Here is a 23,649-nt window from a genome sequence, read left to right as displayed (position 1 = left end):
GCAGCAAGAGCAGCAAGAGCAGCAGAAGCACGAAGACGGAGTGCCAGACATGGATACGGGCACCACTGAGCCCGCGGGCGGCGACAACGCCGACGCGGCCATCCCCGAACTGGTGATCATCTCCGGCATGTCCGGAGCAGGCCGGTCCACCGCGGCGAAGTGCCTGGAGGACCTCGGCTGGTTCGTCGTCGACAACCTGCCGCCCGCGCTGATCCCCACCATGGTGGAGCTCGGCGCCCGCTCCCAGGGCAACGTCGCCCGCATCGCGGTCGTCGTCGACGTCCGCGGCCGGCAGTTCTTCGACAACCTCCGCGACTCCCTCGCCGACCTCGACTCCAAGCAGGTCACCCGCCGGATCGTCTTCCTGGAGTCCTCCGACGACGCCCTGGTCCGGCGCTTCGAGTCGGTCCGCCGCCCGCACCCCCTCCAGGGCGACGGACGCATCGTCGACGGCATCGCCGCCGAGCGCGACCTGCTGCGCGAGCTGCGCGGCGACGCCGACCTGGTGATCGACACCTCCAGCCTCAACGTCCACGAGCTGCGCGCCAAGATGGACGCCCAGTTCGCCGGCGACGAGGAGCCCGAGCTGCGGGCCACCGTGATGTCCTTCGGGTTCAAGTACGGCCTGCCCGTCGACGCCGACCTCGTCGTCGACATGCGCTTCCTGCCCAACCCGCACTGGGTCCCGGAGCTGCGCCCCTTCACCGGGCTGAACGAAGAGGTCGCCAACTACGTCTACAACCAGCCCGGGGCCAAGGAGTTCCTGGACCGCTACACCGAGCTGCTCCAGCTGATCGCCGCCGGATACCGCCGCGAGGGCAAGCGGTACGTGACGATCGCCGTCGGCTGCACGGGCGGCAAGCACCGCTCCGTGGCCACCGCCGAGAAGCTGGCCGCCCGGCTCGCCGCGGAGGGTGTGGAGACCGTCGTCGTCCACCGGGACATGGGGCGCGAGTGAAGCCGTACAAACGGCGCGCCTCCACGCTGTCGGTGCGGCGCGCGCTCCGCAGGCGCGGCGCCCAGCCCAAGGTCGTCGCGCTCGGCGGCGGCATGGGGCTGTCCGCCTCGCTCGCCGCTCTGCGCCGCATCACCGGCGACCTGACCGCGGTGGTCACGGTCGCCGACGACGGGGGCTCCAGCGGCCGGCTCCGCGAGGAGCTGGGCGTGCTGCCCCCCGGCGACCTGCGCAAGGCGCTCGCCGCGCTCTGCGGCGACGACGACTGGGGCCAGACCTGGGCCCGGGTGATCCAGCACCGCTTCCAGTCCAAGGGCGAGATGCACGGCCACGCGGTCGGCAACCTGCTGATCGTCGCCCTCTGGGAGCAGCTCGGCGACCCCGTGCAGGCCCTCGACCTGGTCGGCAGGCTGCTCGGCGCGCAGGGCAGGGTGCTGCCCATGTCCGCCGTGCCGCTGGAGCTCCAGGCCCTGGTCAAGGGGCATGACCCGGAGCGCCCGCTCGACGTGGACACCGTGGCCGGCCAGGCGACCGTGGCCCTCACTCCCGGCGAGGTGCAGTCCGTGCACCTGGTGCCGCACGACCCGCCGGCCGTGCCCGAGGCCGTCGAGGCGGTCCTGGACGCGGACTGGGTGGTGCTCGGCCCGGGGTCCTGGTTCTCCTCGGTGATCCCGCATCTGCTGGTGCCCGAGCTGCTCGACGCCCTGGTGGAGACCAAGGCCCGTCGGGTGCTCTCGCTGAACCTCGCGCCGCAGCCCGGAGAAACAGAGGGCTTCTCCCCGCAGCGTCATTTGGAGGTTTTGGCACGACACGCCCCTAAACTCGCCCTGGACGTGGTGCTGGCCGACGAGGCCGCCGTGCCCGATCGCGAGTCCCTCGCCGATGCCGCCAAGCGGCTCGGCGCCGCGGTCGAGCTGGCGCCGGTGGCCAGGCCCGACGGTTCTCCGAAGCACGACCCGGAGCTGTTGGCCGCCGCGTACGACCGTATTTTTCGGATGCATGGAAGGATCGGCCCATGGCGATGACGGCAGCGGTGAAGGACGAGATCTCCCGGCTCCCCGTCACCCGGACCTGCTGCAGGAAGGCCGAGGTCTCGTCGATCCTGCGGTTCGCGGGCGGGCTGCACCTGGTGAGCGGCCGGATCGTGATCGAGGCGGAGCTGGACACCGCGATGGCGGCCCGGCGTCTCAAGCGGGACATCCTGGAGATCTTCGGGCACAGCTCGGAGCTGATCGTGATGGCGCCCGGCGGACTGCGCCGGGGCTCGCGGTTCGTGGTGCGCGTGGTGGCGGGCGGCGACCAGCTGGCCCGCCAGACCGGTCTGGTGGACGGCCGCGGCCGTCCGATCCGGGGCCTGCCCCCGCAGGTCGTGTCCGGTGCCACCTGTGACGCGGAGGCGGCCTGGCGCGGCGCCTTCCTGGCGCACGGCTCGCTGACCGAGCCGGGCCGCTCCTCCTCCCTGGAGGTGACCTGCCCCGGTCCCGAGGCCGCCCTGGCCCTGGTCGGCGCGGCCCGCCGGCTCTCCATCGCGGCGAAGGCCCGCGAGGTGCGCGGCGTGGACCGGGTGGTCGTCCGTGACGGCGACGCCATCGGAGCCCTGCTCACCCGGCTCGGCGCGCACGAGTCGGTGCTGGCCTGGGAGGAGCGGCGGATGCGCCGCGAGGTCCGCGCCACCGCCAACCGGCTGGCCAACTTCGACGACGCCAACCTGCGCCGCTCGGCCCGCGCGGCGGTCGCCGCGGGCGCCCGGGTGCAGCGGGCCCTGGAGATCCTCGCCGACGAGGTGCCCGAGCACCTCGCCGCCGCGGGCCGGCTGCGCATGGAGCACAAGCAGGCCTCCCTGGAGGAGCTGGGCGCGCTCGCCGACCCGCCGCTGACCAAGGACGCGGTGGCCGGCCGGATCCGCCGGCTGCTCGCCATGGCCGACAAGCGGGCGCAGGACCTGGGCATCCCGGGGACCGAGTCCAACCTGACGGAGGAGCTGGACGACAGCCTCGTCGGCTGACCCTTCACCAGAACGGGCGATTCCGTTCAACTCCCCGCTGCCGGTGCCTTTCTGAGGCATCGGCAGCTTCCGTTTCGGCGCGCCGCACGCACCCTTGACGAAGCCCGTGAGTCACCACGAGCCTGACGTCTGTTCACTTTCGTGGCAGACAACAGCAAGGGGGGCTTATGAGACGCAGAGCGAGAGCGGTGCTCGCCGCCGGTTCACTGCTGATCGCAGGACTGGTGGCGGCACCCGTCGCCGGAGCACAGCCGAACACCGACGGCTCGCCCCAGGGCGACGGGCTCTCCGTCTGGCGTGCCAAGGTCAGCAAGGAGCAGGTGCCGCTCCTCCTCGACGCCGGCACCGACGCCCGCGAGCTGACGGAGCAGGTGCCCGCCAAGGGTTCCGCCACCGTCGAGCTCTACCTCACCGACGAGCAGGCGGGGAAGCTGCGCGGCGAGGGCGTCGAGATCGCCGAGCACTCCCTCTCCGCCCAGGCGGAGAAGCGCGTCGCCGGCGCCGGGGACGGCGTCTTCCGCCCGTACGGCGGGCCCGGCGGCCTCAAGCAGGAGATCATGGACACCGCCCGGTCCCACCCCGGGCTCACCAAGGTCGTCTCCCTCGGCAAGACGGTCAAGGGTCAGGACATCCTCGCCCTGAAGGTCAGCAAGGGCGCAGCGAAGACCAGGGACGGCTCGCGGCCGGCCACGCTCTACATGTCCAACCAGCACGCCCGCGAGTGGATCACCCCCGAGATGACCCGGCGGCTGATGCACCACTACCTCGACGGCTACGGCAAGGACGCCCGCCTCACCAGGCTGGTCGACACGACCGAGTTGTGGTTCGTGCTCTCCGCCAACCCCGACGGCTACGACTACACCCACGCCGACCCGGACAACCGCCAGTGGCGCAAGAACCTGCGCGACAACGACGGCGACGGGCGCATCGAGTCCGGCGACGGCGTCGACCTCAACCGCAACTTCGCCTACAAGTGGGGCTACGACGACGAGGGCTCCTCGCCCGACCGGGCCGACGAGACCTTCCGCGGCGCCGGACCGAACTCGGAGCCCGAGACCCGCGCCCTCGACCGCTTCGAGAAGCGCATCGGCTTCCGGTACGGCATCAACTACCACTCCGCCGCCCAGCTGCTGCTCTACGGCGTGGGCTGGCAGGTCGCCACCGACACCCCCGACGACGTGGCCCTCAAGGCGCTCGCCGGCACCCCGCAGAACTCCGCGGTCCCCGGCTACCGCCCGCAGGTCTCCTCGGAGCTCTACATCACCAACGGCGAGGCCGACGGACACGCCGCCAACGTCAACGGGATGCAGATGTTCACCCCGGAGATGTCGACCTGTGCCACCGCCTCGCGGGTCGACCCGAACGACGCCTGGGACCCGGCGGACTGCGCCTCCGTCTTCACCTTCCCCGACGACGAGAAGCTGATCCAGGCCGAGTTCGCCAAGAACATCCCCTTCGCGCTCGCCGTCGCCGAGACCGCCGCCCACCCGGACCGGCCCGTCTCCCCGGTGGGCATCGAGGCCCCCGACTTCACCCCGGACGCCTTCGCCACCTCCTACGCCGCCCGCGGCCAGGAGCAGGAGGTCGCCGTCACCGCCCGCAAGTCGCTGCGCGCCAAGACCCTCAACTACCGGATCAACGGTGGCCGCACCGAGCGCGAGGGCCTGGAGCCCTGGAAGGGCGGGGAGACCTACGGGGGCGAGGACAACCTCTACTTCGACCAGTACCGCGCCGAGGTCGAGGGCGCCAGGCCCGGTGACAAGGTCGAGGTCTGGTACACGGCCCGCACCCGCGAGGGCAAGGCCACCGCGTCCACCCCGTTCACGTACACCGTGGCGGCACGGCCCCGCGGCGACGTCCTGGTCATCGCCGAGGAGGGCGGCACCGCCGCCGCGAGGAACACCGCCGCGTACGTGAAGGCCCTCGCCGCCGGCGGGCGCCGCGCCGCCGTCTGGGACGTCGCCACCCAGGGCGCCCCGCACGCCCTCGGCGTGCTCGGCCACTTCCGTGCCGTCGTCTGGTACACCGGCGCCGAGCAGCCCTCCGGAGCCACCCTGCTCGCCGTCCGCGCCTATCTCAACGAGGGCGGCAAGCTGGTCAACGCCGGAGAGAAGTCCGGTGGCCTGGTCGCGATCGGCCGCGCCGAGTCCAACGACTTCGCCCAGTACTACCTCGGCGCCTACCGCAGGGCCGGACTGAACGGCCCGGCCTCCTTCGCCGGAGCCGGCCGCCTCGGCGGCGCCGCCGCGCCCCTGGGCGCGGCGGACGGCAACCCGCTCGACAACGCGGGCGCCTACACCGTCACCTCCGACACCCTGAAGCCCGACCTGTTCCCGCAGTTCGCGAGCAGCGCCTCCGCGGGCGACTACCCGGGCGTGCGCACCCCCTTCGAGCCCTACGAGGGCAGCCGTTTCGCGGCCCTGCGCCACTCGGACAACACCTGGGCGCGGCTCGCCAGGACCGTGGACCTGACCGGCGTCGCGGCCGCCTCGCAGCCGAACCTGAGCTTCCAGGTCAGCTACGACACCGAGCCGGGGTACGACAACCTGATCGTCGAGGCCCACACCGTCGGCCAGGACGACTGGACCACCCTGCCCGACCTCAACGGCGGCACCTCCGCCGAGCCGCCCGCCGACTGCGGCGAGGGCTACTACGTCCGCGGGCACCCCTTCCTCGCCCGCTACCTCACCGTCGGCCAGGACGGCTGTGCCGCCACCGGCACCACCGGCGCCTGGAACGCCTTCACCGGCCCGTCCAACGGCTGGCGGCAGGCGAAGGTCGACCTGAGCGCCTACGCGGGCAAGCAGGTCGAGCTGGCGATCTCGTACGTCTCCGACCCCGGCACCGGAGAGATGGGCGCCTTCGTCGACGACGTCCGGCTCAGCGCCGGCGCCGTCACCGAGACCGAGGGCTTCGAGACCGGGACCGGAAACTGGTCCGTACCGGGAGCGCCGGCCGGCAGTCCGGGGAACGGATCCGACTGGACCCGTTCCGAGGCCCTCTTCCACTCCCAGGCGTCGGTCACCACCCGTGACACCGTGCTCTTCGGCTTCGGCCTGGAGCACGTCCCGAATGCGGCGGATCGGGCGGCTCTGCTCGGAAAGGCCCTTAATTCGCTCCGACGCTGATCCGGCCGCTCAGTCGAGCACCGGTTTTCGTCACTCTCCGTAGTGGGGGCGAAGGTCCCTCGATGGCCCTTACCTCTTGGTAGGTAAGGGCTGTCGGCCTTTTTCCGGCACTTTCAGGGCTCGTACGGCTGCACTGGATGTCACTGTGGGCCGTTCGGAGAGGTAGGGTCGTAAGCGGTCGGGGACATCCCAAAAGAGAAGCTCGCCGGGCGTCGAAACCCGGCGTACCTAACGAGGAGATCGGTTCGTGACGATCCGCGTAGGCATCAACGGCTTTGGCCGTATCGGTCGCAACTACTTCCGCGCGCTCCTTGAGCAGGGTGCCGACATCGAGATCGTGGCTGTCAACGACCTGGGTGACACCGCGACCACGGCCCACCTGCTGAAGTACGACACCATCCTGGGCCGCCTCAAGGCCGAGGTGACCCACACCGCCGACACCATCACCGTCGACGGCCACACCATCAAGGTCCTGTCCGAGCGCAACCCGGCCGACATCCCCTGGGGTCAGCTGGGCGTCGACATCGTCATCGAGTCGACCGGCATCTTCACCAAGAAGGCCGACGCCGAGAAGCACATCGCCGGCGGCGCCAAGAAGGTCCTCATCTCGGCTCCGGCCAGCGACGAGGACATCACCATCGTCATGGGTGTCAACCAGGACAAGTACGACGCGGCCAACCACCACGTCATCTCGAACGCGTCCTGCACCACCAACTGTGTCGCGCCGATGGCCAAGGTTCTCGACGAGAACTTCGGCATCGTCAAGGGCCTGATGACCACGGTCCACGCGTACACCAACGACCAGCGCATCCTGGACTTCCCGCACAAGGACCTGCGCCGCGCCCGCGCCGCCGCGGAGAACATCATCCCGACCACGACGGGGGCCGCCAAGGCCACCGCCCTGGTCCTCCCGCAGCTCAAGGGCAAGCTGGACGGCATCGCGATGCGCGTCCCGGTCCCGACCGGCTCCGCCACCGACCTCGTCGTCACCCTCGACCGCGAGGTCACCAAGGACGAGGTCAACGCGGCCTTCAAGAAGGCGTCCGAGGACGGCTCCCTGAAGGGCATCCTGTTCTACACCGAGGACCCGATCGTCTCCTCGGACATCGTCAGCGACCCGGCGTCCTGCACCTTCGACGCCTCCCTGACGATGGTCCAGGAGGGCAGCACGGTCAAGATCCTCGGTTGGTACGACAACGAGTGGGGCTACTCCAACCGTCTCGTCGACCTCACCGTCTTCGTCGGCGGCCAGCTCTAGACTCTAGGGCGGGTACTTCGATGTGAGCAGGGCTCGGGCAGCGCGAAGATGCGCTGTGCGAGCCCTGTCTCGTGTGCTCCACCGCGTGTACCAAGGGAGTCAGTGAACAGATGAAGACGATCGACGAGCTTCTCGCCGAAGGCGTCTCCGGCAAGCGGGTGTTCGTCCGCGCCGACCTCAACGTGCCGCTCGACGGCACCACCATCACGGACGACGGACGCATCCGCGCCGTCGTCCCCACCGTCAAGGCGCTGGCCGACGCGGGCGCCCGCGTGGTCGTCGCCTCGCACCTGGGCCGCCCCAAGGGCGCCCCGGACCCGGCCTTCTCGCTCGCCCCGGCCGCCCGGCGGCTCGGCGAGCTCCTCGGCGCCGACGTGGCCTTCGCGACCGACACCGTCGGCGACTCGGCCAAGGCGACCGTCGCGGGCCTGACCGACGGCCAGGTGGCCGTCGTCGAGAACCTGCGCTTCAACGCCGGCGAGACCTCCAAGGACGACGCCGAGCGCGGCGCCTTCGCGGACCGGCTGGCCGAGCTCGCCGACCTGTACGTCGGCGACGGCTTCGGCGCGGTGCACCGCAAGCACGCCTCGGTCTTCGACCTCCCGGCCCGCCTCCCGCACGCCGCGGGCTACCTCATCGCCAACGAGGTCGGCGTCCTCAAGAAGCTCACCGAGGACGTCAAGCGCCCCTACGTGGTCGCCCTCGGCGGTGCCAAGGTCTCCGACAAGCTGGGCGTGATCGACCACCTCCTGGAGAAGGCCGACCGCATCCTCATCGGTGGCGGCATGGCGTACACCTTCCTCAAGGCCCAGGGCCACGAGGTCGGCATCTCGCTGCTCCAGGAGGACCAGATCCCGGCGGTCCTGGACTACCTCAAGCGCGCCGAGGCGCGCGGCGTGGAGTTCGTCCTCCCCGTCGACGTGCTGGTCTCGGCCGACTTCCCGGACCTGAAGACCAAGGCCCCGGCCCACCCGGAGCTCGTCGCCGCGGATGCCATCCCGGCGGACCAGGAGGGCCTGGACATCGGCCCGAAGACCCGCGAGCTGTACGCCTCGAAGCTGGCCGACGCGGGCACCGTCTTCTGGAACGGCCCGATGGGCGTCTTCGAGCACCCCGACTACGCCCACGGCACCAAGGCCGTCGCCCAGGCGCTCGTCGACTCCCCGGCCTTCACCGTGGTCGGCGGCGGTGACTCCGCCGCGGCCGTCCGGATCCTGGGCTTCGACGAGAATGCCTTCGGCCACATCTCGACCGGCGGCGGCGCCTCCCTCGAATACCTCGAGGGCAAGACGCTTCCCGGCCTCGACGCACTGGAGGACTGACCTCTTCATGAGCAACACCCGCACCCCGCTGATGGCGGGCAACTGGAAGATGAACCTCAACCACCTTGAGGCCATCGCGCACGTCCAGAAGCTGGCCTTCGCGCTCACCGACAAGGACCTCGACGCCGTCGAGGTCGCGGTCCTCGCGCCCTTCACCGACCTGCGCTCCGTGCAGACCCTGGTCGACGGCGACAAGCTGAAGATCAAGTACGGCGCCCAGGACATCTCCGCGCACGAGTCCGGCGCCTACACGGGCGAGATCTCCGGCCCCATGCTGTCGAAGCTGAAGTGCGCCTTCGTGGCCGTCGGCCACTCGGAGCGCCGCCAGTACCACGGCGAGTCCGACGAGCTGTGCAACGCCAAGGTGAAGGCCGCCTTCCAGCACGGGATCACCCCGATCCTCTGTGTCGGCGAGGAGCTGGACGTCCGCGAGGCCGGCAACGCCGTCGCGCACACCCTGGCCCAGGTCGAGGGCGGCCTGAAGGGCCTCCCGGCCGAGCAGGCCGAGACCATCGTGATCGCGTACGAGCCCGTGTGGGCCATCGGCACCGGCAAGGTCTGCGGCGCCGAGGACGCGCAGGAGGTCTGCGGGGCGATCCGCGGCAAGCTGGCCGAGCTGTACGCGCAGGACGTGGCCGACAAGATCCGCATCCAGTACGGCGGGTCCGTCAAGGGCGGAAACGTCGCCGAGATCATGGCGCAGCCCGACATCGACGGCGCGCTGGTGGGCGGTGCCTCGCTGGACGCCGACGAGTTCGTCAAGATCGTGCGCTTCCGCGACCAGTGAGTATGCGGTAGCGGAGATACGTCGTACCCTTGCGGGGGTCGGGCAGGCGCCCGGCCCCCGTCCGTATAAGTCCGAGGAAGTTGGTCCAGCCGTGGTTATGGGGTTCTCGATCGCCCTGATCGTCTTCAGCGCGCTGCTGATGCTGCTCGTGCTGATGCACAAGGGGAAGGGCGGCGGCCTCTCCGACATGTTCGGTGGCGGCATGCAGTCGTCCGTCGGTGGTTCCTCGGTCGCCGAGCGCAACCTGGACCGCATCACCCTGGTGATCGGTCTGCTCTGGTTCGCCTGCATTGTGGTGCTCGGTCTGCTGATGAAGTTGGACGGGTAACTCCAATCACTGGACGCGCGTTGGGCCTTACGTAGACTGGGGCATCTTCGAGCACCATCACGCAGGGAGTTACGACCGTGGCAAGTGGCAACGCGATCCGGGGAAGCCGGGTCGGAGCGGGGCCGATGGGGGAGGCTGAGCGGGGCGAGTCCGCACCCCGTCTCCGCATCTCCTTCTGGTGCTCGAACGGGCACGAGACCCAGCCCAGCTTCGCCAGTGACGCACAGGTCCCGGAGACCTGGGACTGCCCGCGTTGCGGCTTCCCGGCAGGTCAGGACCAGGACAACCCGCCGGACCCGCCGCGCACCGAGCCGTACAAGACGCACCTCGCCTACGTACGCGAGCGGCGCAGCGACGCGGACGGCGAGGCCATCCTCGCCGAGGCGCTTGCCAAGCTGCGCGGCGAGATCTGAGCGTGGTGTGACGATGTGACCGAACGGGCCCCGCCCCGCGAACCGAGTTCGCGCGCGGGGCCCGTCGGCGTTCTCAGCCGCGATGGGCGTCCGCGATGTGCGCGGTGAGCGCCAGGGCGGCCGTGGCCCGCGAGTAGGTCAGCTGCGCCACGCGCGCGTACAGGCAGTCCAGGATCAGCAGCACCGAGTGGCGGGTGCCGAAGCCGCCGTGCCGGAAGCCGGTCCCGGCCGCCGTCGAGGTGAGGTGGACGCCGGCCGCGCGGGCCACCGGGGAGCGCGGATCGCCGGTGACCGCGACGGTCGCGGCGCCCCGCTCGGCGGCCAGCCGCAGCGGCCCGAGCACCTCGCGGGTGGCGCCCGAGTGCGACAGGGTGACGACCGCGTCGGCGGGGGTCAGCAGGGCCGCCGAGGTCTCCGCCGCGTGCACCTCGGTCCAGGCGCGCGCCTCGCAGCCGATGCCGAAGAGCCGGGCCTGGGTCTCCAGGGCGAGCACCCCGGAGGCGCCGACCCCGTAGACGTCGATCCGGCGTGCCTGGGCGAGGGCGCGGGCGGCCCGCTCCAGGGCGCCGAGGTCGAGCTGCTCGGCGGTGGCGCGCAGGGCCTGGAGGTCGGCGCGGGCGACGGCGGCGACGACCTGCTCCAGCGGCTCGTCGGGGCCGATCTCCGGCCCCAGCGGCGTCCGTTCGGCCGCCTCGCTCTCCTGCCCCTGCTCGCGGGCGAGTTCGAGCAGCAGCCGCTGGTACGAGTCGAGCCCGACGGCGTGGCAGAAACGGGTCACGGTGGCTTGCGAGGTGCCCGTGCGGCGGCCCAGCTCGGCGGCGGAGAGCCCGGAGACCCGGGCCGGATCGGCGAGGACCCAGCTGCCGACCTTGCGCAAGGAGCCGGACATCCGGGGGAGTTCGGAGCGGATCAGCGCGGTGATCATAGGGGCCGGCCTTCGTGGGTCTTGTGTTCCGATGAATCTATCAATCACCATGCGGGCTGATGAACGAATCCGGGATTCAGTGGGTCGTCGGCGTCGACGCCGGTGGTACGCGGACCAGGGCGCGGCTCGCCGACGCGGCGACCGGCCGGGTGCTCGGCGAGGGCGCCGGAGGCCCTGGCAACGCGCTGAGCGTGGCCCCCGACGCGCTCCTGCGCCACCTGGGCGAGGCCCTGCGCGGGGCCCTGCCGCCGGGCGGCGGAAGCGTCGCCGCCGTGGTGGGCGGCTTCGCGGGCGGCGGGCCCGGCGGGGGCCGGGAGCGGGCGCACGCGGCGCTGACGGAGGCGCTGGCCCTCGCGGGCGTCCGGGCCGGCCGGGTCGAGGTGCGGGGCGACGCGGACGTCGCCTTCGCCGGAGGCGCCGGGACCCCCGCCGACGGGCTCGTGCTCATCGCCGGCACGGGCGCGGCGGCGGCCCGGGTGGCCGACCGTCGCGCGGTCCGTGCCGCCGACGGCGACGGCTGGCTGCTCGGCGACGCCGGCAGCGGCTTCTGGCTGGGCCGCGAGGCGCTGCGCGCGGTGCTGCGGGCACTGGACGGGCGGGGGGCGTCGACCGCGCTCACGGAGCGGGTGGGGGCGCTGTGCGGAGGGCTGAGCAAGGAGCACGTCGTGCGGTACGCGTACGGGGCGGCGCCGGTGCGACTGGCTTCGCTGAGCCCCTTGGTGGTGGAGGCGGCGGGGCTGGGGGACGGGGTGGCGCGCGGCTTGCTGGACCGGGCGGTGGGGGAACTGGTGGCGACGGTGGGGGCGTTGGGGCCGCGGCCGGGGGAGCCGTTGGTGGTGACCGGGGGGCTTCTCGGACCTGGGGGGCCGCTGCTGGAGCGGCTGACCGCGCGGGTCTCGGCGCTGGGGCTCGCCCCGGATCCCGTACCGGACGGCGTCGCCGGGGCGGTGGCGTTGGCGAGGTTGTCGGTCTGACGGCGGAGGGAGGGCCGGGGGCGGCGTGCGGCGCTCTTGACGCGCCCGGGATCCGCTGGTTCATTGAGCCGGAGAGGCTCGGCATGATCGGTTCACCCAACCATTGGAGCGCCCCGTGTCCCCACCCGCCCCCAGCGCCGCCCGGTTCGCCGATCTCGCCCGGTCCGCGCTCGACCGGGCCGTCGCCGTCAACCAGGACTCCGTGACGGTCGCCGCCCGGCTCTTCGCCGACTGCGTGGCCGCCGACGGGGTGATCCACGCGTTCGGGACCGGGCACTCGCAGGCCGCCGCACTGGAGGTGGCGGGGCGGGCCGGAGGGCTGGTGCCGACCAGCCGGATCGCGCTCGCCGACCTCGTGCTGCGCGGCGGCGAGGATCCGGCGGTCCTCCGGGACCCGCTGCTCGAACGGTCGCCGGGGCTCGCCGACCGGCTGTACGCCCTCGCCACGCCCCGCCCGCAGGACCTGTTCGTGATCATCTCCAACTCCGGTGTCAACAACTCGATCGTGGACATGGCGCTCAAGGTGACCGGCGCCGGTCACCCCCTCGTCGCGCTCACCTCGCTGGAGCACACCCACGCCGTGCCCGCGCTGCACGCCGGCGGCCGGCGGCTCGCCGATCTCGCCGACGCCGTGCTCGACAACTGCGCCCCCGCAGGCGACGCCGTCCTCCCGCTGCCCGACGGCGCCGCGCTGTGCGGGATCTCCACGCTCACCTCCTCCCTGCTGGTCCAGATGGTCGTCGCCGAGGCCGTCGCGCTCCTGCTCGCCGAAGGGCACGAGCCGCCGGTCTACGTCTCCGCCAACCTGCCCGGCGGCCACGAGCGCAACGCCCTCCTCGAAGCCCGCTACGCGGGACGGCTGCACCGCGGCGGTCACTGAACGCGTTTCGCACACCGGATCAATTAGGTTGGTGGGGCAGCGGGGCACACACGCAGTGAGACGAAGAAATGGGCGATGTCCGAGATGAGTAACGAAGGCCGTACCAGGCTCAACCAGCTGCCCGAGTGGGCGGCCCTCGGCAAGCACCGCGAGCAGCTGGGCGCGACGCACCTGCGTGAGCTGTTCGCCGCCGACCCCGAGCGCGGCACCGGCTACACGCTGCGCGTCGGCGACCTGTATCTGGACTACTCCAAGAACCTCGTCACCGAGGAGACCCTGGCGCTGCTGCGCGACCTGGCCGCCGCCACCGGCGTGGCCGAGCTGCGCGACGCCATGTTCCGCGGCGAGAAGATCAACAACACCGAGCACCGGGCGGTCCTGCACACCGCGCTGCGTGCCCCGCGCGGTGCCGTGATCGAGGTCGACGGCGTGAACGTGGTCCCCGAGGTGCACGCCGTCCTCGACAAGATGGCCGCCTTCGCCGAGCGGGTCCGCGCGGGCGCGTGGACCGGCCACACCGGCAAGCCGATCAAGAACGTCGTGAACATCGGCATCGGCGGCTCGGACCTCGGCCCGGCCATGGCCTACGAGGTCCTGCGCTCCTTCACCCAGCGCGACCTGACGCTCCGTTTCGTCTCCAACGTCGACGGCGCCGACCTGCACGAGGCCGTCCGCGACCTGGACCCGGCACAGACCCTCTTCATCGTCGCCTCGAAGACCTTCACCACCATCGAGACGATCACCAACGCCACCTCCGCCCGCGACTGGCTCCTCACCGGGCTGGGGGCCGGCCAGGAGGCCGTCGCCCAGCACTTCGTGGCCCTGTCGACCAACGCCGAGAAGGTCGAGGAGTTCGGCATCGACACGGCGAACATGTTCGAGTTCTGGGACTGGGTCGGCGGCCGCTACTCCTACGACTCCGCCATCGGCCTGTCCCTGATGATCGCCATCGGGCCGGACGGCTTCCGGGAGATGCTCGACGGCTTCCACCTCGTCGACGAGCACTTCCGCACCGCCGCCCCGGAGGAGAACGCCCCGCTCCTGCTCGGCCTCCTCGGCATCTGGTACGGCGCGTTCCACGACGCCCAGTCGCACGCCGTGCTGCCGTACTCGCACTACCTGTCGAAGTTCACCGCGTACCTCCAGCAGCTCGACATGGAGTCCAACGGCAAGTCCGTGACCCGTGACGGACAGCCGGTCGACTGGCAGACGGGCCCGGTCGTCTGGGGCACCCCCGGCACCAACGGGCAGCACGCCTACTACCAGTTGATCCACCAGGGCACCAAGGTCATCCCGGCCGACTTCATCGGCTTCGCCCGCCCCGTCGCCGACCTGCTGCCCGGCCTGGTCGCCCAGCACGACCTGCTGATGGCCAACTTCTTCGCCCAGACCCAGGCGCTCGCCTTCGGCAAGACGCCCGAGGAGGTACGCGCGGAGGGCGTCCCCGAGGAGCTCGTCCCGCACAAGACCTTCCAGGGCAACCACCCGACCACCACGATCCTGGCCGACACGCTCACCCCGTCCGTGCTGGGCCAGCTCGTCGCCCTCTACGAGCACAAGGTCTTCGTCCAGGGCGCCGTCTGGAACATCGACTCCTTCGACCAGTGGGGCGTCGAGCTCGGCAAGGTCCTCGCCAGGAAGATCGAGCCGGTGCTCACCGACGGCGAGGGCGGCGACCGCCTGGACAGCTCCACCGCCGGCCTCGTCGCCGCGTACCGCGCGCTGCGCGGCCGGGACTGACCGATGACCACGGGGGAGGAAGCGGTGCGGCTGCGCCCGCCGAGGAACGCCGTGGACGGCCGGGCCGTCCCCTGGTGGCGCGCGCAGCTGCTGGTGACCACGGGCGTGCCGGTGGCCGTCCTGGCCGTGCTGGGGTGGCTGATCACCCCGGCACGGTCCTGGCTGCTGACCGCGGCCGTGATCGTGGCGGTCCTCGGACTGCTCTGCGCCGCCCTCCTCCCCTCCTGGTGGTTCCGCGTGCACCGCTGGGAGGTCACCGAGGACGCCGTGTACGTGCGGACCGGCGCCCTCTGGCAGGAGTGGCGGATCGCCCCCATGTCCCGGATCCAGACGGTCGACACCGTGCGGGGCCCGCTGGAGCAGAGCTTCCGGCTCGCCACGGTCACCGTCACCACCGCCTCCTCCAAGGGGGAGCTGCGCATCGCGGGCCTCGACCACGAGCTCGCCGCCGAGCTGGCCGAGCGGCTCACGGCGATCACCCGGGCGACCCCCGGGGACGCCACATGAGCGAGGGCACGGCGCAGGACACGGCGTCCGAGGGAACGGCCGTGGACCCGGCCGCCGACCCGCTCCGGGAGTGGCGCCGTCTCCACCCGCGTTCCCTGCTCGCCGGTGCCGCCGTCCTGTGCGGGGTCGCCGGCGGCGCGGCCCTGCCCGCCTTCCTCAGCCTGTCCTCCGGTTCCCGGCCCGCGTGGCAGGCCGCCGCCTGGGTCCTCGCCGGGGCCCTGCTGCTCATCGGCGGTGGCACGGCCGCCGACTGGGTCCGGCTGCGCCGCACCCGCTACCGCGTCGGCCCCGAGCTGGTCGAACTGCACACCGGTCTCGTCGTGGTCAAACGGCGCTCCCTGGCCCGCGAGCGCATCCGCAGCGTCGACCTCACCGCCAACCCGCTACAACGCGTCCTCGGCCTGGTCAAGGTCGGGATCGGCACCGGCGAGCACACCGCGGGGGAGTCCACCCTCGAACTCGACCTGGTGGCCCGCGCGGAGGGCGAGCTGCTCCGCCACACCCTGCTCGCCCGTGTCGAGGGCGCCGCGGACCCCGCGTACGACGGCGTCCTCGCCGGGGTGGACCCGCGCTGGATCCGCTACGCCCCGGTCTCCTTCGTCACCCCGCTGCTCGCCACGGCGGCGGCCGGCGCCGTCCTGCAGATCAGCGACTGGTTCGGCGCGCAGGGCGAGGTCATCCACTGGATAGGGGACCGCTTCGAGGACGTCTCGCTGCCCTGGATGATCGTCGACCTCGTCCTGCTCGCCGTCGTCGCCGGGCTCCTCGGCGCCCTCGGCCTGTGGGTCGAGATGTGGTTCCGCTACCGGCTGGAGCGCGAGCCGGGCGGCACCCTGCGGGTCCGCCGCGGCCTGTTCACCGCCCGCTCGATCTCCCTGGAGGAGCGCAGGCTGCGCGGGGTCGAGCTGGTCGAACCGCTCGGCGTACGCCTCTTCCGCGGGGCCCGCGTCGACGCCGTCGCCACCGGGCTGGCCCAGAACGACGACGACAAGCACGCCGACCTCAAGAACCTGCTGCCGCCGGTGCCCCGCGCCGTCGCCGACCGGGTCGCCGCCCAGGTGCTGCGCGAGCCCGAGCCGCCCACCGGCGCCCCGCTCGCCCGGCACCCCAGGGCGGCGCTGCGCAGGCGGGTCCGCCGGGCGCTGTGGGCCGGACTCGGTCCCGCGGCCGTCCTCGCCGTCCTCGGCGCCCTGCTCACCAGCCCGGTCCTCGGATATCTGGCGGCCGTCCTCGCCGTCCTCCTGACCCCGCCGGCGCTCGTCCTCGCCTTCGACGCCTACCGCAACCTCGGACACGGCGTCAGCGGCGCCTACCTGGTGACCCGTTCGGGCACCGTGCGCCGCTCCACCGTCGCCCTCCAGCGGGCCGGGGTCATCGGCTGGACCGTCAGGCAGTCCTGGTTCCAGCGGCGGGCGGGGGTGCTCACCCTCAGCGCCACGACGGCCGCGGGGGAGGGCGCGTACGCCGTCCACGACGCGGGCGAGAGCCAGGGCCTGACCTTCGCCGCCGAGGCCGTACCGGACCTCCTCGCGCCCTTCCTGGAACCCGTACGGGACGCGGCCGTAGGGAAGGGACCCGCACCGGTCGGGGAAACGCCGGAGGCCCGGCCCACCGAGCGGTGAACCGGGCCTCCGTGACGCGTCCTCAGGCCGTGGCCGGGGGATACAGAGCGCGCGGCAGCTCCGAGGCGGCCGCCGCGTCCAGCAGCCACAGCGTGCGCGAGCGGCCGTAGGCACCCGCCGCCGGAGCCTGCACCTCGCCCGCGCCGGACAGCGCGATGGCCGCGGCCTTCGCCTTGTCCTCGCCGGCCGCGAGCAGCCAGACCTCCTTCGCGGCCCGGATCGCCGGAAGGGTCAGCGAGACCCGGGTCGGCGGCGGCTTGGGAGCGCCGTGCACCCCGACCACCGTCCGCTCGGTCTCGCGGACCGCCGGGAGCTCCGGGAAGAGCGAGGCCACGTGCGTGTCCGGGCCGACGCCCAGCATCAGCACGTCGAAGGCGGGCACCCCGGTGCGGTCCTCGGGGCCGGCCGCCGCCGCGAGCTCCGCCGCGTACGCGGCGGCTGCGGCCTCGACGTCGTTTCCGTACGGGCCGTCCGAGGCCGGCATCGCGTGCACCCGCGCCGGGTCCAGCGGGACGCTGTCGAGCAGCGCCTCGCGGGCCTGGGTGACGTTGCGCTCCGGGTCGCCGTCGGGCAGGAAGCGCTCGTCGCCCCACCACAGGTCCAGCCGCGACCAGTCCACGGCGTCCCGCGCGGGCGCCGCGCGCAGCGCCGCCAGCAGCCCGTTGCCGTTGCGCCCGCCGGTGAGCACCACCGAGGCGGTGCCGCGGGCGGACTGGGCGTCCACGATCTTCGTGATCAGCCGGGCCGCCGCGGCCTGGGCCATCAGCTCCTTGTCACGGTGGACGACGAGCTGAGGGGCGCTCACTTGGCCGCCGCCTTCTTGGCCGGGGCCTTCTTCGCGGTCTTCGCCGCGGGCGCCTCGGCCGGGGCGGCCTCGGGCTCGGGCTCGGTGGGGGCCGGTGCCTTGGTCGCCGCCTCCTCGTCGAGCCGCTCCAGGCCGAACCGCAGCGCCGAGGCGTACGTGTCGTCCGGGTCGAGGCGGCGCAGCTCCTCCGCGATCAGCTCGGACGTCTCGCGGCGCTTGAGCGCCACGCCGCGGTCCGGCTGCCCGTGGATCGAGAGCGTGGCGAGCGAGCCGTCCGGCCGGTCCAGCACGATGGGGCCGCAGCTGGACTCCATCCGCACGGAGGTGAGGCCGGGCCCGGCCGACTTGGCGCGCCGCACCGGCACGTTCAGCCGGTCCGCCAGCCACATGGCGAGCAGCTCGACGCTCGGGTTGAACTCCTCGCCCTCCACCTCGGCCGAGGTGACCTCGCACGCGACCTGGTCGAGCGCGGCGGCCAGCATCGAACGCCACGGGGTGATCCGGGTCCACGAGAGGTCCGTGTCGCCCGGGGTGTACGCGTCCGCGCGCGCGGTCAGCTCCTGGATGGGCTGCTCGGCGGCGTACGTGTCGGTCACACGGCGCTGGGCGAGGGCGCCCAGCGGGTCGTTCGCCGGGTCGGTCGGCGCGTTCACCGGCCACCAGACGACGACGGGCGCGTCCGGCAGCAGCAGCGGCAGCACCACCGACTGGGCGTGGTCGACGACCTCGCCGTACAGCCGGAGCACGACCGTCTCGCCGGTGCTGGCATCGGCGCCGAGGCGGACCTCGGCGTCGAGCCGCGCCTTGGCGCGGTCCCGCGGGGAGCGCGAGACCCGCTTGATGACGACGAGGGTCCGCGAGGGGTGCTCGCGGGACGCGTCGTTGGCAGCCTTCAGCGCGTCGTAGGCGTTCTCCTCGTCGGTGACGATGACGAGGGTGAGCACCATGCCGACGGCCGGGGTGCCGATGGCCCGCCGCCCGAGCACCAGCGCCTTGTTGATCTTGGAGGACGTGGTGTCCGTCAGGTCGGTCTTCATGGCCGGCGCCAGCTCCTGCCGTCTCGTGCGAGCATCTCGTCCGCCTCGACCGGACCCCAGGTCCCGGACTGGTACTGCGCGGGCTTGCCGTGCCTGTCCCAGAACTGCTCGATCGGGTCGAGGATCTTCCAGGACAGCTCGACCTCCTCGACCCGCGGGAAGAGGTTGGAGTCGCCGAGCAGGACGTCGAGGATGAGCCGCTCGTAGGCCTCGGGGCTGGACTCGGTGAAGGACTCGCCGTAGGCGAAGTCCATCGACACGTCCCGGACCTCCATCTGCGTGCCCGGCACCTTGGAGCCGAACCGCATGGTGACGCCCTCGTCCGGCTGGACGCGGATGACGAGCGCGTTCTGGCCGAGCTCCTCCGTCGCCGTCTGGTCGAAGGGGGAGTGCGGCGCGCGCTGGAAGACCACCGCGATCTCGGTGACCCGGCGGCCGAGCCGCTTGCCGGTGCGCAGGTAGAAGGGGACGCCCGCCCAGCGGCGGTTGTCGATCTCCACCTTGATGGCGGCGTACGTGTCGGTCTTCGACTGCGGGTCGATGCCGTCTTCCTGGAGGTAGCCGACGGCCTTCTCGCCGCCCTGCCACCCGGCCGCGTACTGGCCGCGCACCGTGGACTTGCCCAGGTCCTTCGGCAGCTTCACCGCGCCGAGCACCTTGGTCTTCTCCGCGGCGAGCGCGTCGGCGTCGAAGGAGGCGGGCTCCTCCATCGCGGTCAGCGCGAGCAGCTGGAGCAGGTGGTTCTGGATGACGTCACGGGCGGCGCCGATGCCGTCGTAGTAGCCGGCCCGGCCGCCGATGCCGATGTCCTCGGCCATGGTGATCTGCACGTGGTCGACGTACGACCGGTTCCAGATCGGCTCGAAGAGGGTGTTGGCGAAGCGGAGCGCCAGGATGTTCTGGACGGTCTCCTTGCCGAGGTAGTGGTCGATGCGGAAGACCGCGTCGGGCGGGAAGACCTCGTGGACGACCTCGTTGAGCTCCTTGGCGGAGGTCAGGTCGTGACCGAAGGGCTTCTCGATGACCGCACGGCGCCAGGCGCCGTTCTTCTGGTCGGCCAGGCCGTGCTTCTTCAGCTGCTGGACGACCAGGGGGAAGAACTTCGGCGGCACGGACAGGTAGAAGGCGAAGTTGCCGCCGGTGCCCTGCGCCTTGTCCAGCTCCTCGATGGTGGTCTTCAGCTGGTCGAAGGCGTCGTCGTCGTCGAAGTCGCCCTGGACGAAGCGCATCCCCTGGATCAGCTGCTGCCACACCTCCTCGCGGAACGGGGTGCGGGCGTGCTGCTTGACGGCGTCGTGGACCTCCTGTGCGAAGTCCTCGTCCTGCCACTCGCGACGGGCGAAGCCGATCAGCGAGAAGCCCGGCGGGAGCAGACCGCGGTTGGCGAGGTCGTAGACCGCGGGCATGAGCTTCTTGCGGGACAGATCGCCCGTGACACCGAAGATCACCAGACCCGACGGCCCCGCGATGCGCGGGAGCCGTCGGTCTGCGGCGTCACGGAGCGGGTTCGCTCCGGTGACTGCGCTCAAGGTGATTACGCCTCCGAAGGTGCGCGGCGGGCGAGCTCCGCCTCGGTCGACTTGAGCAGGTCGTTCCAGGCGGCCTCGAACTTGTCGACGCCCTCGTCCTCGAGGAGCTGGACGACCTCGTCGTAGGAGATGCCCAGCTTCGCCACGGCGGCGAGGACCGAGCGGGACTCCTCGTAGGTGCCCCGGATCGTGTCGCCCACGATCGCGCCGTGGTCGGCGGTGGCCTCCAGGGTGGCCTCCGGCATCGTGTTCACCGTGCCGGGGGCGACCAGGTCGTCCACGTACAGGGTGTCCTTGTACGCCGGGTCCTTGACGCCGGTCGAGGCCCACAGCGGGCGCTGCTTGTTGGCGTGCGCCTTGTCGAGGGCGGCCCAGCGCTCGGAGCCGAAGACCTCCTCGTACGCCTCGTAGGCGAGACGCGCGTTGGCCAGGGCGGACTTGCCCTTGAGGGCCTTGGCCTCGTCGGTGCCGAGGACGTCGAGGCGCTTGTCGATCTCGGTGTCCACGCGGGACACGAAGAAGGACGCCACGGAGTGGATCTTCGAGAGGTCCAGGCCGCGCTCACGGGCCTTCTCCAGGCCCGCCAGGTAGGCGTCCATGACCTCGCGGTAGCGCTCCAGCGAGAAGATCAGCGTCACGTTGACGCTGATGCCGAGGCCGATGACCTCGGTGATCGCCGGCAGACCCGCCTTGGTGGCCGGGATCTTGATGAGGGTGTTGGGGCGGTCCACCAGCCAGGCCAGCTGCTTGGCCTCGGCGACGGTGGGAGCCGTCTGGTGGGCCAGGCGCGGGTCGACCTCGATGGAGACCCGGCCGTCCTGGCCCTCGGTCGCGTCGAAGACGGGGCGCAGGATGTCGGCGGCGTCCCTCACGTCGGCCGTCGTGATCATCCGGATGGCCTCGTCCACCGTCACCTTGCGGACGGCCAGGTCGACGAGCTGCTGCTCGTAACCGTCGCCCGAGGTGATCGCCTTCTGGAAGATGGACGGGTTGGTGGTCACACCCACCACATGGCTCTGGTCGATGAGCTCGGCCAGGTTGCCGGACGTGATCCGCTTGCGCGAGAGGTCGTCCAGCCAGATCGCGACGCCTTCGTCGGAGAGGCGCTTGAGAGCGTCTGTCATGGGAATTGCATCTCCATTAAGTCGTACGTATGGGCGTCAGCGCGCGGCGGCGGCGAGGGATTCCCGCGCGGCGGCGACGATCGCCTCCGGCGTGAAGCCGAACTCGCGGAACAGCACCTTCGCGTCGGCCGAGGCACCGAAGTGCTCCAGCGAGACGATCCGGCCTGCGTCGCCGACGTACTTGTGCCAGGTCAGGCCGATCCCGGCCTCGACCGCGACACGCGCCGTCACGGCCGGCGGCAGGACCGAGTCCTTGTACGCCTGCTCCTGCTCCTCGAACCACTCCACCGACGGCATCGAGACCACGCGGGTCGGGACGCCGGCGGCCTGCAGCTGCTCCCGGGCCTCGACGGCCAGGTGCACCTCGGAACCGGTCGCGATCAGCACCAGCTGAGCCTCGCCGCCCTCGGCCTCGAACAGCACGTAGCCGCCCTTGGCCGCGTCCTCGTTCGGCGCGTACGTCGGCACGCCCTGGCGGGTGAGGGCCAGACCGTGCGGGGCGCCCTTGCCGAACACCTTGGTGTGACGCTTCATGATCTCGCGCCAGGCGATCGCCGTCTCGTTGGCGTCGGCCGGGCGGACGACGTTCAGACCCGGGATGGCGCGCAGCGAGGCCAGGTGCTCCACCGGCTGGTGGGTCGGACCGTCCTCGCCGAGGCCGATCGAGTCGTGCGTCCAGACGTACGTCACCGGCAGGTGCATCAGCGCCGACAGCCGCACGGCGTTGCGCATGTAGTCGGAGAACACCAGGAAGGTGCCGCCGTAGATGCGCGTGTTGCCGTGCAGGGCGATGCCGTTCATCTCCGCGGCCATGGAGTGCTCGCGGATGCCGAAGTGGATCGTCCGGCCGTACCGGTCCGCCTCGGGGAGCGGGTTGCCCTCCGGGAGGAAGGAGGACGTCTTGTCGATCGTGGTGTTGTTGGAGCCGGCGAGGTCGGCCGAGCCGCCCCACAGCTCCGGGATCACCGCGCCGAGCGCCTGCAGCACCTTGCCGGACGCGGCACGCGTCGCGACGCCCTGGCCCGCCTCGAAGACCGGGAGCTTGTCCTCCCAGCCCGCGGGCAGCTCGTTGGCCTCGATGCGGTCGAACTCGGCCGCCCGGTCCGCGTTGGCGGTACGCCACTCGGCCAGCGACTTCTCCCAGGCGGCGCGGGCCTCGCGGCCGCGGTCGCCCAGGGAGCGGGTGTGCGCGATGACCTCGTCGGAGACCTCGAAGGTCTGCTCCGGGTCGAAGCCGAGAACGCGCTTGGTGGCCGCGATCTCCTCGTCGCCGAGGGCCGAGCCGTGCGCGGCCTCGGTGTTCTGGGCGTTCGGCGCCGGCCACGCGATGATCGAGCGCATCGCGATGAAGGAGGGGCGCTCGGTCTCGGCCTCGGCGGCCTTGACCGCGGCGTACAGGGCGGCCGGGTCCAGGTCGCCGTTGGCCTGCGGCTCCACGCGCTGGACGTGCCAGCCGTAGGCCTCGTACCGCTTCATCGTGTCCTCGGACACGGCGGTCTCGGTGTCGCCCTCGATCGAGATGTGGTTGTCGTCCCACAGCAGGATCAGGTTGCCCAGCTTCTGGTGCCCGGCGAGCGAGGAGGCCTCGGCGGAGATGCCCTCCTGGAGGCAGCCGTCGCCGGCGATCACGTAGATGTGGTGATCGAACGGAGAGGCGCCCTGGGCGGCCTCCGGGTCGAACAGGCCGCGCTCGTAGCGCGCCGCCATGGCCATGCCCACGGCGTTGGCGACACCCTGGCCCAGCGGGCCGGTGGTCGTCTCCACACCGGCCGTGTGGCCGTACTCCGGGTGACCCGGAGTCTTGGAGCCCCAGGTGCGGAACGTCTTCAGGTCGTCGAGCTCGAGACCGAAGCCGCCCAGGTACAGCTGGGTGTAGAGGGTCAGGGACGAGTGCCCGGCGGAGAGCACGAAGCGGTCACGGCCCACCCACTCCGGGTCGGCCGGGTCGTGCCGCATCACCTTCTGGAAGAGGGTGTACGCGGCGGGCGCGAGGCTCATCGCCGTACCGGGATGGCCGTTGCCTACCTTCTGCACGGCGTCGGCGGCAAGGATGCGGGCGGTGTCCACGGCCCGCTGGTCCAGTTCGGTCCACTCGAGGTCTGTGGTCGTCGGCTTAGTGCTCACCCTGAGTCAGGGCTCCTCTCCGCATGTCTGTAGCCGGTGACTGAGGGTGTCCCGGCGGTGTCGAGCCTACCCCCGGAATTCGTCCCTCTTTTCGTGTTCATGCCGCTCATATGTGCGCTCACAGCAAAGACTGCCGGGGCTTGCGGGACTTCGCCTCCCGAGCCGGACACAGGCGTGTCCCACCCC

The 23,649-nt window shown here is 71.9% G+C and carries 20 protein-coding genes; 14 read left to right on the top strand and 6 right to left on the bottom strand.

Annotation, left to right across the window (positions count from 1 at the left end; all coding sequences use genetic code 11):
• Positions 1-49 precede the first annotated feature (49 nt).
• From rapZ to OG309_RS09185, 9 genes are all read left to right on the top strand, one after another.
• Positions 50-958, top strand: coding sequence for an RNase adapter RapZ (rapZ, locus tag OG309_RS09225; RefSeq protein WP_329428230.1), 909 nt, complete (start codon positions 50-52; stop codon positions 956-958).
• Entirely contained in the window at positions 955-1,980 is a 1,026-nt protein-coding gene (locus tag OG309_RS09220; RefSeq protein ID WP_329419651.1) for a gluconeogenesis factor YvcK family protein, read from the top strand. Before rapZ ends, OG309_RS09220 begins: the two co-directional genes overlap by 4 nt.
• The gene (gene whiA, locus OG309_RS09215; protein ID WP_046911893.1) at positions 1,971-2,960 is read left to right on the top strand and encodes a DNA-binding protein WhiA; all 990 of its coding nucleotides are present in this window, start codon (positions 1,971-1,973) and stop codon (positions 2,958-2,960) included. The genes OG309_RS09220 and whiA overlap by 10 nt, the downstream gene beginning before the upstream one ends.
• Before the next feature lie 167 nt (positions 2,961-3,127).
• Positions 3,128-6,088, top strand: coding sequence for a M14 family metallopeptidase (locus OG309_RS09210; RefSeq protein ID WP_329419648.1), 2,961 nt, complete (start codon positions 3,128-3,130; stop codon positions 6,086-6,088).
• Between the two features lie 247 nt (positions 6,089-6,335).
• Entirely contained in the window at positions 6,336-7,346 is a 1,011-nt protein-coding gene (gene gap / locus OG309_RS09205; RefSeq protein WP_329419647.1) for a type I glyceraldehyde-3-phosphate dehydrogenase, read from the top strand.
• Between the two features lie 110 nt (positions 7,347-7,456).
• Positions 7,457-8,668, top strand: a complete 1,212-nt coding sequence (locus OG309_RS09200) for a phosphoglycerate kinase (protein WP_329419645.1) — start codon at positions 7,457-7,459, stop codon at positions 8,666-8,668.
• A gap of 7 nt (positions 8,669-8,675) precedes the next feature.
• Positions 8,676-9,455, top strand: a complete 780-nt coding sequence (tpiA, locus tag OG309_RS09195) for a triose-phosphate isomerase (protein WP_329419644.1) — start codon at positions 8,676-8,678, stop codon at positions 9,453-9,455.
• Positions 9,456-9,552: 97 nt separating this feature from the next.
• Positions 9,553-9,783 (top strand): preprotein translocase subunit SecG, encoded by a 231-nt coding sequence (secG, locus tag OG309_RS09190; RefSeq protein ID WP_329419641.1) that lies wholly within the window; start codon positions 9,553-9,555, stop codon positions 9,781-9,783.
• 77 nt (positions 9,784-9,860) lie between these two features.
• Entirely contained in the window at positions 9,861-10,196 is a 336-nt protein-coding gene (locus OG309_RS09185) for an RNA polymerase-binding protein RbpA (RefSeq protein ID WP_079060169.1), read from the top strand.
• Between the two features lie 73 nt (positions 10,197-10,269).
• Here the strand turns inward: OG309_RS09185 and OG309_RS09180 are convergent, their stop codons facing one another.
• Entirely contained in the window at positions 10,270-11,121 is an 852-nt protein-coding gene (locus OG309_RS09180; RefSeq protein ID WP_329419639.1) for a MurR/RpiR family transcriptional regulator, read from the bottom strand.
• A gap of 59 nt (positions 11,122-11,180) precedes the next feature.
• Here OG309_RS09180 and OG309_RS09175 point away from each other — a divergent pair, with 59 nt between their 5' ends.
• The 5 genes from OG309_RS09175 to OG309_RS09155 all read left to right on the top strand — a co-directional run bounded on the left by OG309_RS09175 (position 11,181) and on the right by OG309_RS09155 (position 16,844).
• Complete coding sequence (locus OG309_RS09175) at positions 11,181-12,095, top strand: N-acetylglucosamine kinase (RefSeq protein WP_329419638.1); 915 nt, start codon at positions 11,181-11,183, stop codon at positions 12,093-12,095.
• 115 nt (positions 12,096-12,210) lie between these two features.
• On the top strand, positions 12,211-12,975 hold the full coding sequence (locus tag OG309_RS09170; protein ID WP_329419637.1) for an SIS domain-containing protein: 765 nt from the start codon (positions 12,211-12,213) through the stop codon (positions 12,973-12,975).
• Positions 12,976-13,050: 75 nt separating this feature from the next.
• On the top strand, positions 13,051-14,715 hold the full coding sequence (pgi, locus tag OG309_RS09165) for a glucose-6-phosphate isomerase (RefSeq protein WP_443067551.1): 1,665 nt from the start codon (positions 13,051-13,053) through the stop codon (positions 14,713-14,715).
• Positions 14,716-14,718: 3 nt separating this feature from the next.
• Positions 14,719-15,222 carry a PH domain-containing protein gene (locus OG309_RS09160; protein ID WP_329419635.1) on the top strand — a complete coding sequence of 168 codons (504 nt, stop codon included), beginning with the start codon at positions 14,719-14,721 and terminating at the stop codon, positions 15,220-15,222.
• The gene (locus OG309_RS09155) at positions 15,219-16,844 is read left to right on the top strand and encodes a PH domain-containing protein (RefSeq protein ID WP_329419634.1); all 1,626 of its coding nucleotides are present in this window, start codon (positions 15,219-15,221) and stop codon (positions 16,842-16,844) included. The genes OG309_RS09160 and OG309_RS09155 overlap by 4 nt, the downstream gene beginning before the upstream one ends.
• Before the next feature lie 22 nt (positions 16,845-16,866).
• Here OG309_RS09155 and pgl read toward each other — a convergent pair whose 3' ends face one another.
• From pgl to tkt, 5 genes are read right to left on the bottom strand one after another with little or no spacing between them, the layout of a single operon-like run.
• The gene (gene pgl, locus OG309_RS09150) at positions 16,867-17,649 is read right to left on the bottom strand and encodes a 6-phosphogluconolactonase (protein WP_329419632.1); all 783 of its coding nucleotides are present in this window, start codon (positions 17,647-17,649) and stop codon (positions 16,867-16,869) included.
• Entirely contained in the window at positions 17,646-18,686 is a 1,041-nt protein-coding gene (gene opcA, locus OG309_RS09145) for a glucose-6-phosphate dehydrogenase assembly protein OpcA (RefSeq protein WP_329419630.1), read from the bottom strand. Before opcA ends, pgl begins: the two co-directional genes overlap by 4 nt.
• A complete protein-coding gene (gene zwf / locus OG309_RS09140; RefSeq protein ID WP_329419629.1) occupies positions 18,683-20,215 on the bottom strand; it encodes a glucose-6-phosphate dehydrogenase in 1,533 nt (510 codons plus the stop codon). Before zwf ends, opcA begins: the two co-directional genes overlap by 4 nt.
• 5 nt (positions 20,216-20,220) lie before the next feature.
• Positions 20,221-21,339: a transaldolase gene (tal, locus tag OG309_RS09135; RefSeq protein ID WP_329419628.1), complete on the bottom strand. Its 1,119-nt coding sequence runs from the start codon at positions 21,337-21,339 to the stop codon at positions 20,221-20,223.
• A 36-nt stretch (positions 21,340-21,375) separates the two neighbouring features.
• Positions 21,376-23,463, bottom strand: a complete 2,088-nt coding sequence (gene tkt / locus OG309_RS09130; protein WP_329419626.1) for a transketolase — start codon at positions 23,461-23,463, stop codon at positions 21,376-21,378.
• Between the last annotated feature and the right edge of the window lie 186 nt (positions 23,464-23,649).

This window comes from Streptomyces sp. NBC_01268 (assembly GCF_036240795.1).
Classification (GTDB): Bacteria; Actinomycetota; Actinomycetes; order Streptomycetales; family Streptomycetaceae; genus Streptomyces.
This window is presented reverse-complemented; position numbering and strand designations above follow the sequence as displayed.

Excerpts from the sequence above, each read along its gene's own strand:
- rapZ (WP_329428230.1), top strand. The coding sequence starts at position 50 with ATGGATACGGGCACCACTGAGCCCGCGGGCGGCGACAACGCCGACGCG.
- whiA (WP_046911893.1), top strand. The coding sequence starts at position 1,971 with ATGGCGATGACGGCAGCGGTGAAGGACGAGATCTCCCGGCTCCCCGTC.
- OG309_RS09210 (WP_329419648.1), top strand. The coding sequence starts at position 3,128 with ATGAGACGCAGAGCGAGAGCGGTGCTCGCCGCCGGTTCACTGCTGATC.
- OG309_RS09200 (WP_329419645.1), top strand. The coding sequence starts at position 7,457 with ATGAAGACGATCGACGAGCTTCTCGCCGAAGGCGTCTCCGGCAAGCGG.
- tpiA (WP_329419644.1), top strand. The coding sequence starts at position 8,676 with ATGAGCAACACCCGCACCCCGCTGATGGCGGGCAACTGGAAGATGAAC.
- secG (WP_329419641.1), top strand. The coding sequence starts at position 9,553 with ATGGGGTTCTCGATCGCCCTGATCGTCTTCAGCGCGCTGCTGATGCTG.
- OG309_RS09180 (WP_329419639.1), bottom strand. The coding sequence starts at position 11,121 with ATGATCACCGCGCTGATCCGCTCCGAACTCCCCCGGATGTCCGGCTCC.
- OG309_RS09175 (WP_329419638.1), top strand. The coding sequence starts at position 11,181 with ATGAACGAATCCGGGATTCAGTGGGTCGTCGGCGTCGACGCCGGTGGT.
- pgi (WP_443067551.1), top strand. The coding sequence starts at position 13,051 with ATGTCCGAGATGAGTAACGAAGGCCGTACCAGGCTCAACCAGCTGCCC.
- OG309_RS09160 (WP_329419635.1), top strand. The coding sequence starts at position 14,719 with ATGACCACGGGGGAGGAAGCGGTGCGGCTGCGCCCGCCGAGGAACGCC.
- OG309_RS09155 (WP_329419634.1), top strand. The coding sequence starts at position 15,219 with ATGAGCGAGGGCACGGCGCAGGACACGGCGTCCGAGGGAACGGCCGTG.
- opcA (WP_329419630.1), bottom strand. The coding sequence starts at position 18,686 with ATGAAGACCGACCTGACGGACACCACGTCCTCCAAGATCAACAAGGCG.
- tal (WP_329419628.1), bottom strand. The coding sequence starts at position 21,339 with ATGACAGACGCTCTCAAGCGCCTCTCCGACGAAGGCGTCGCGATCTGG.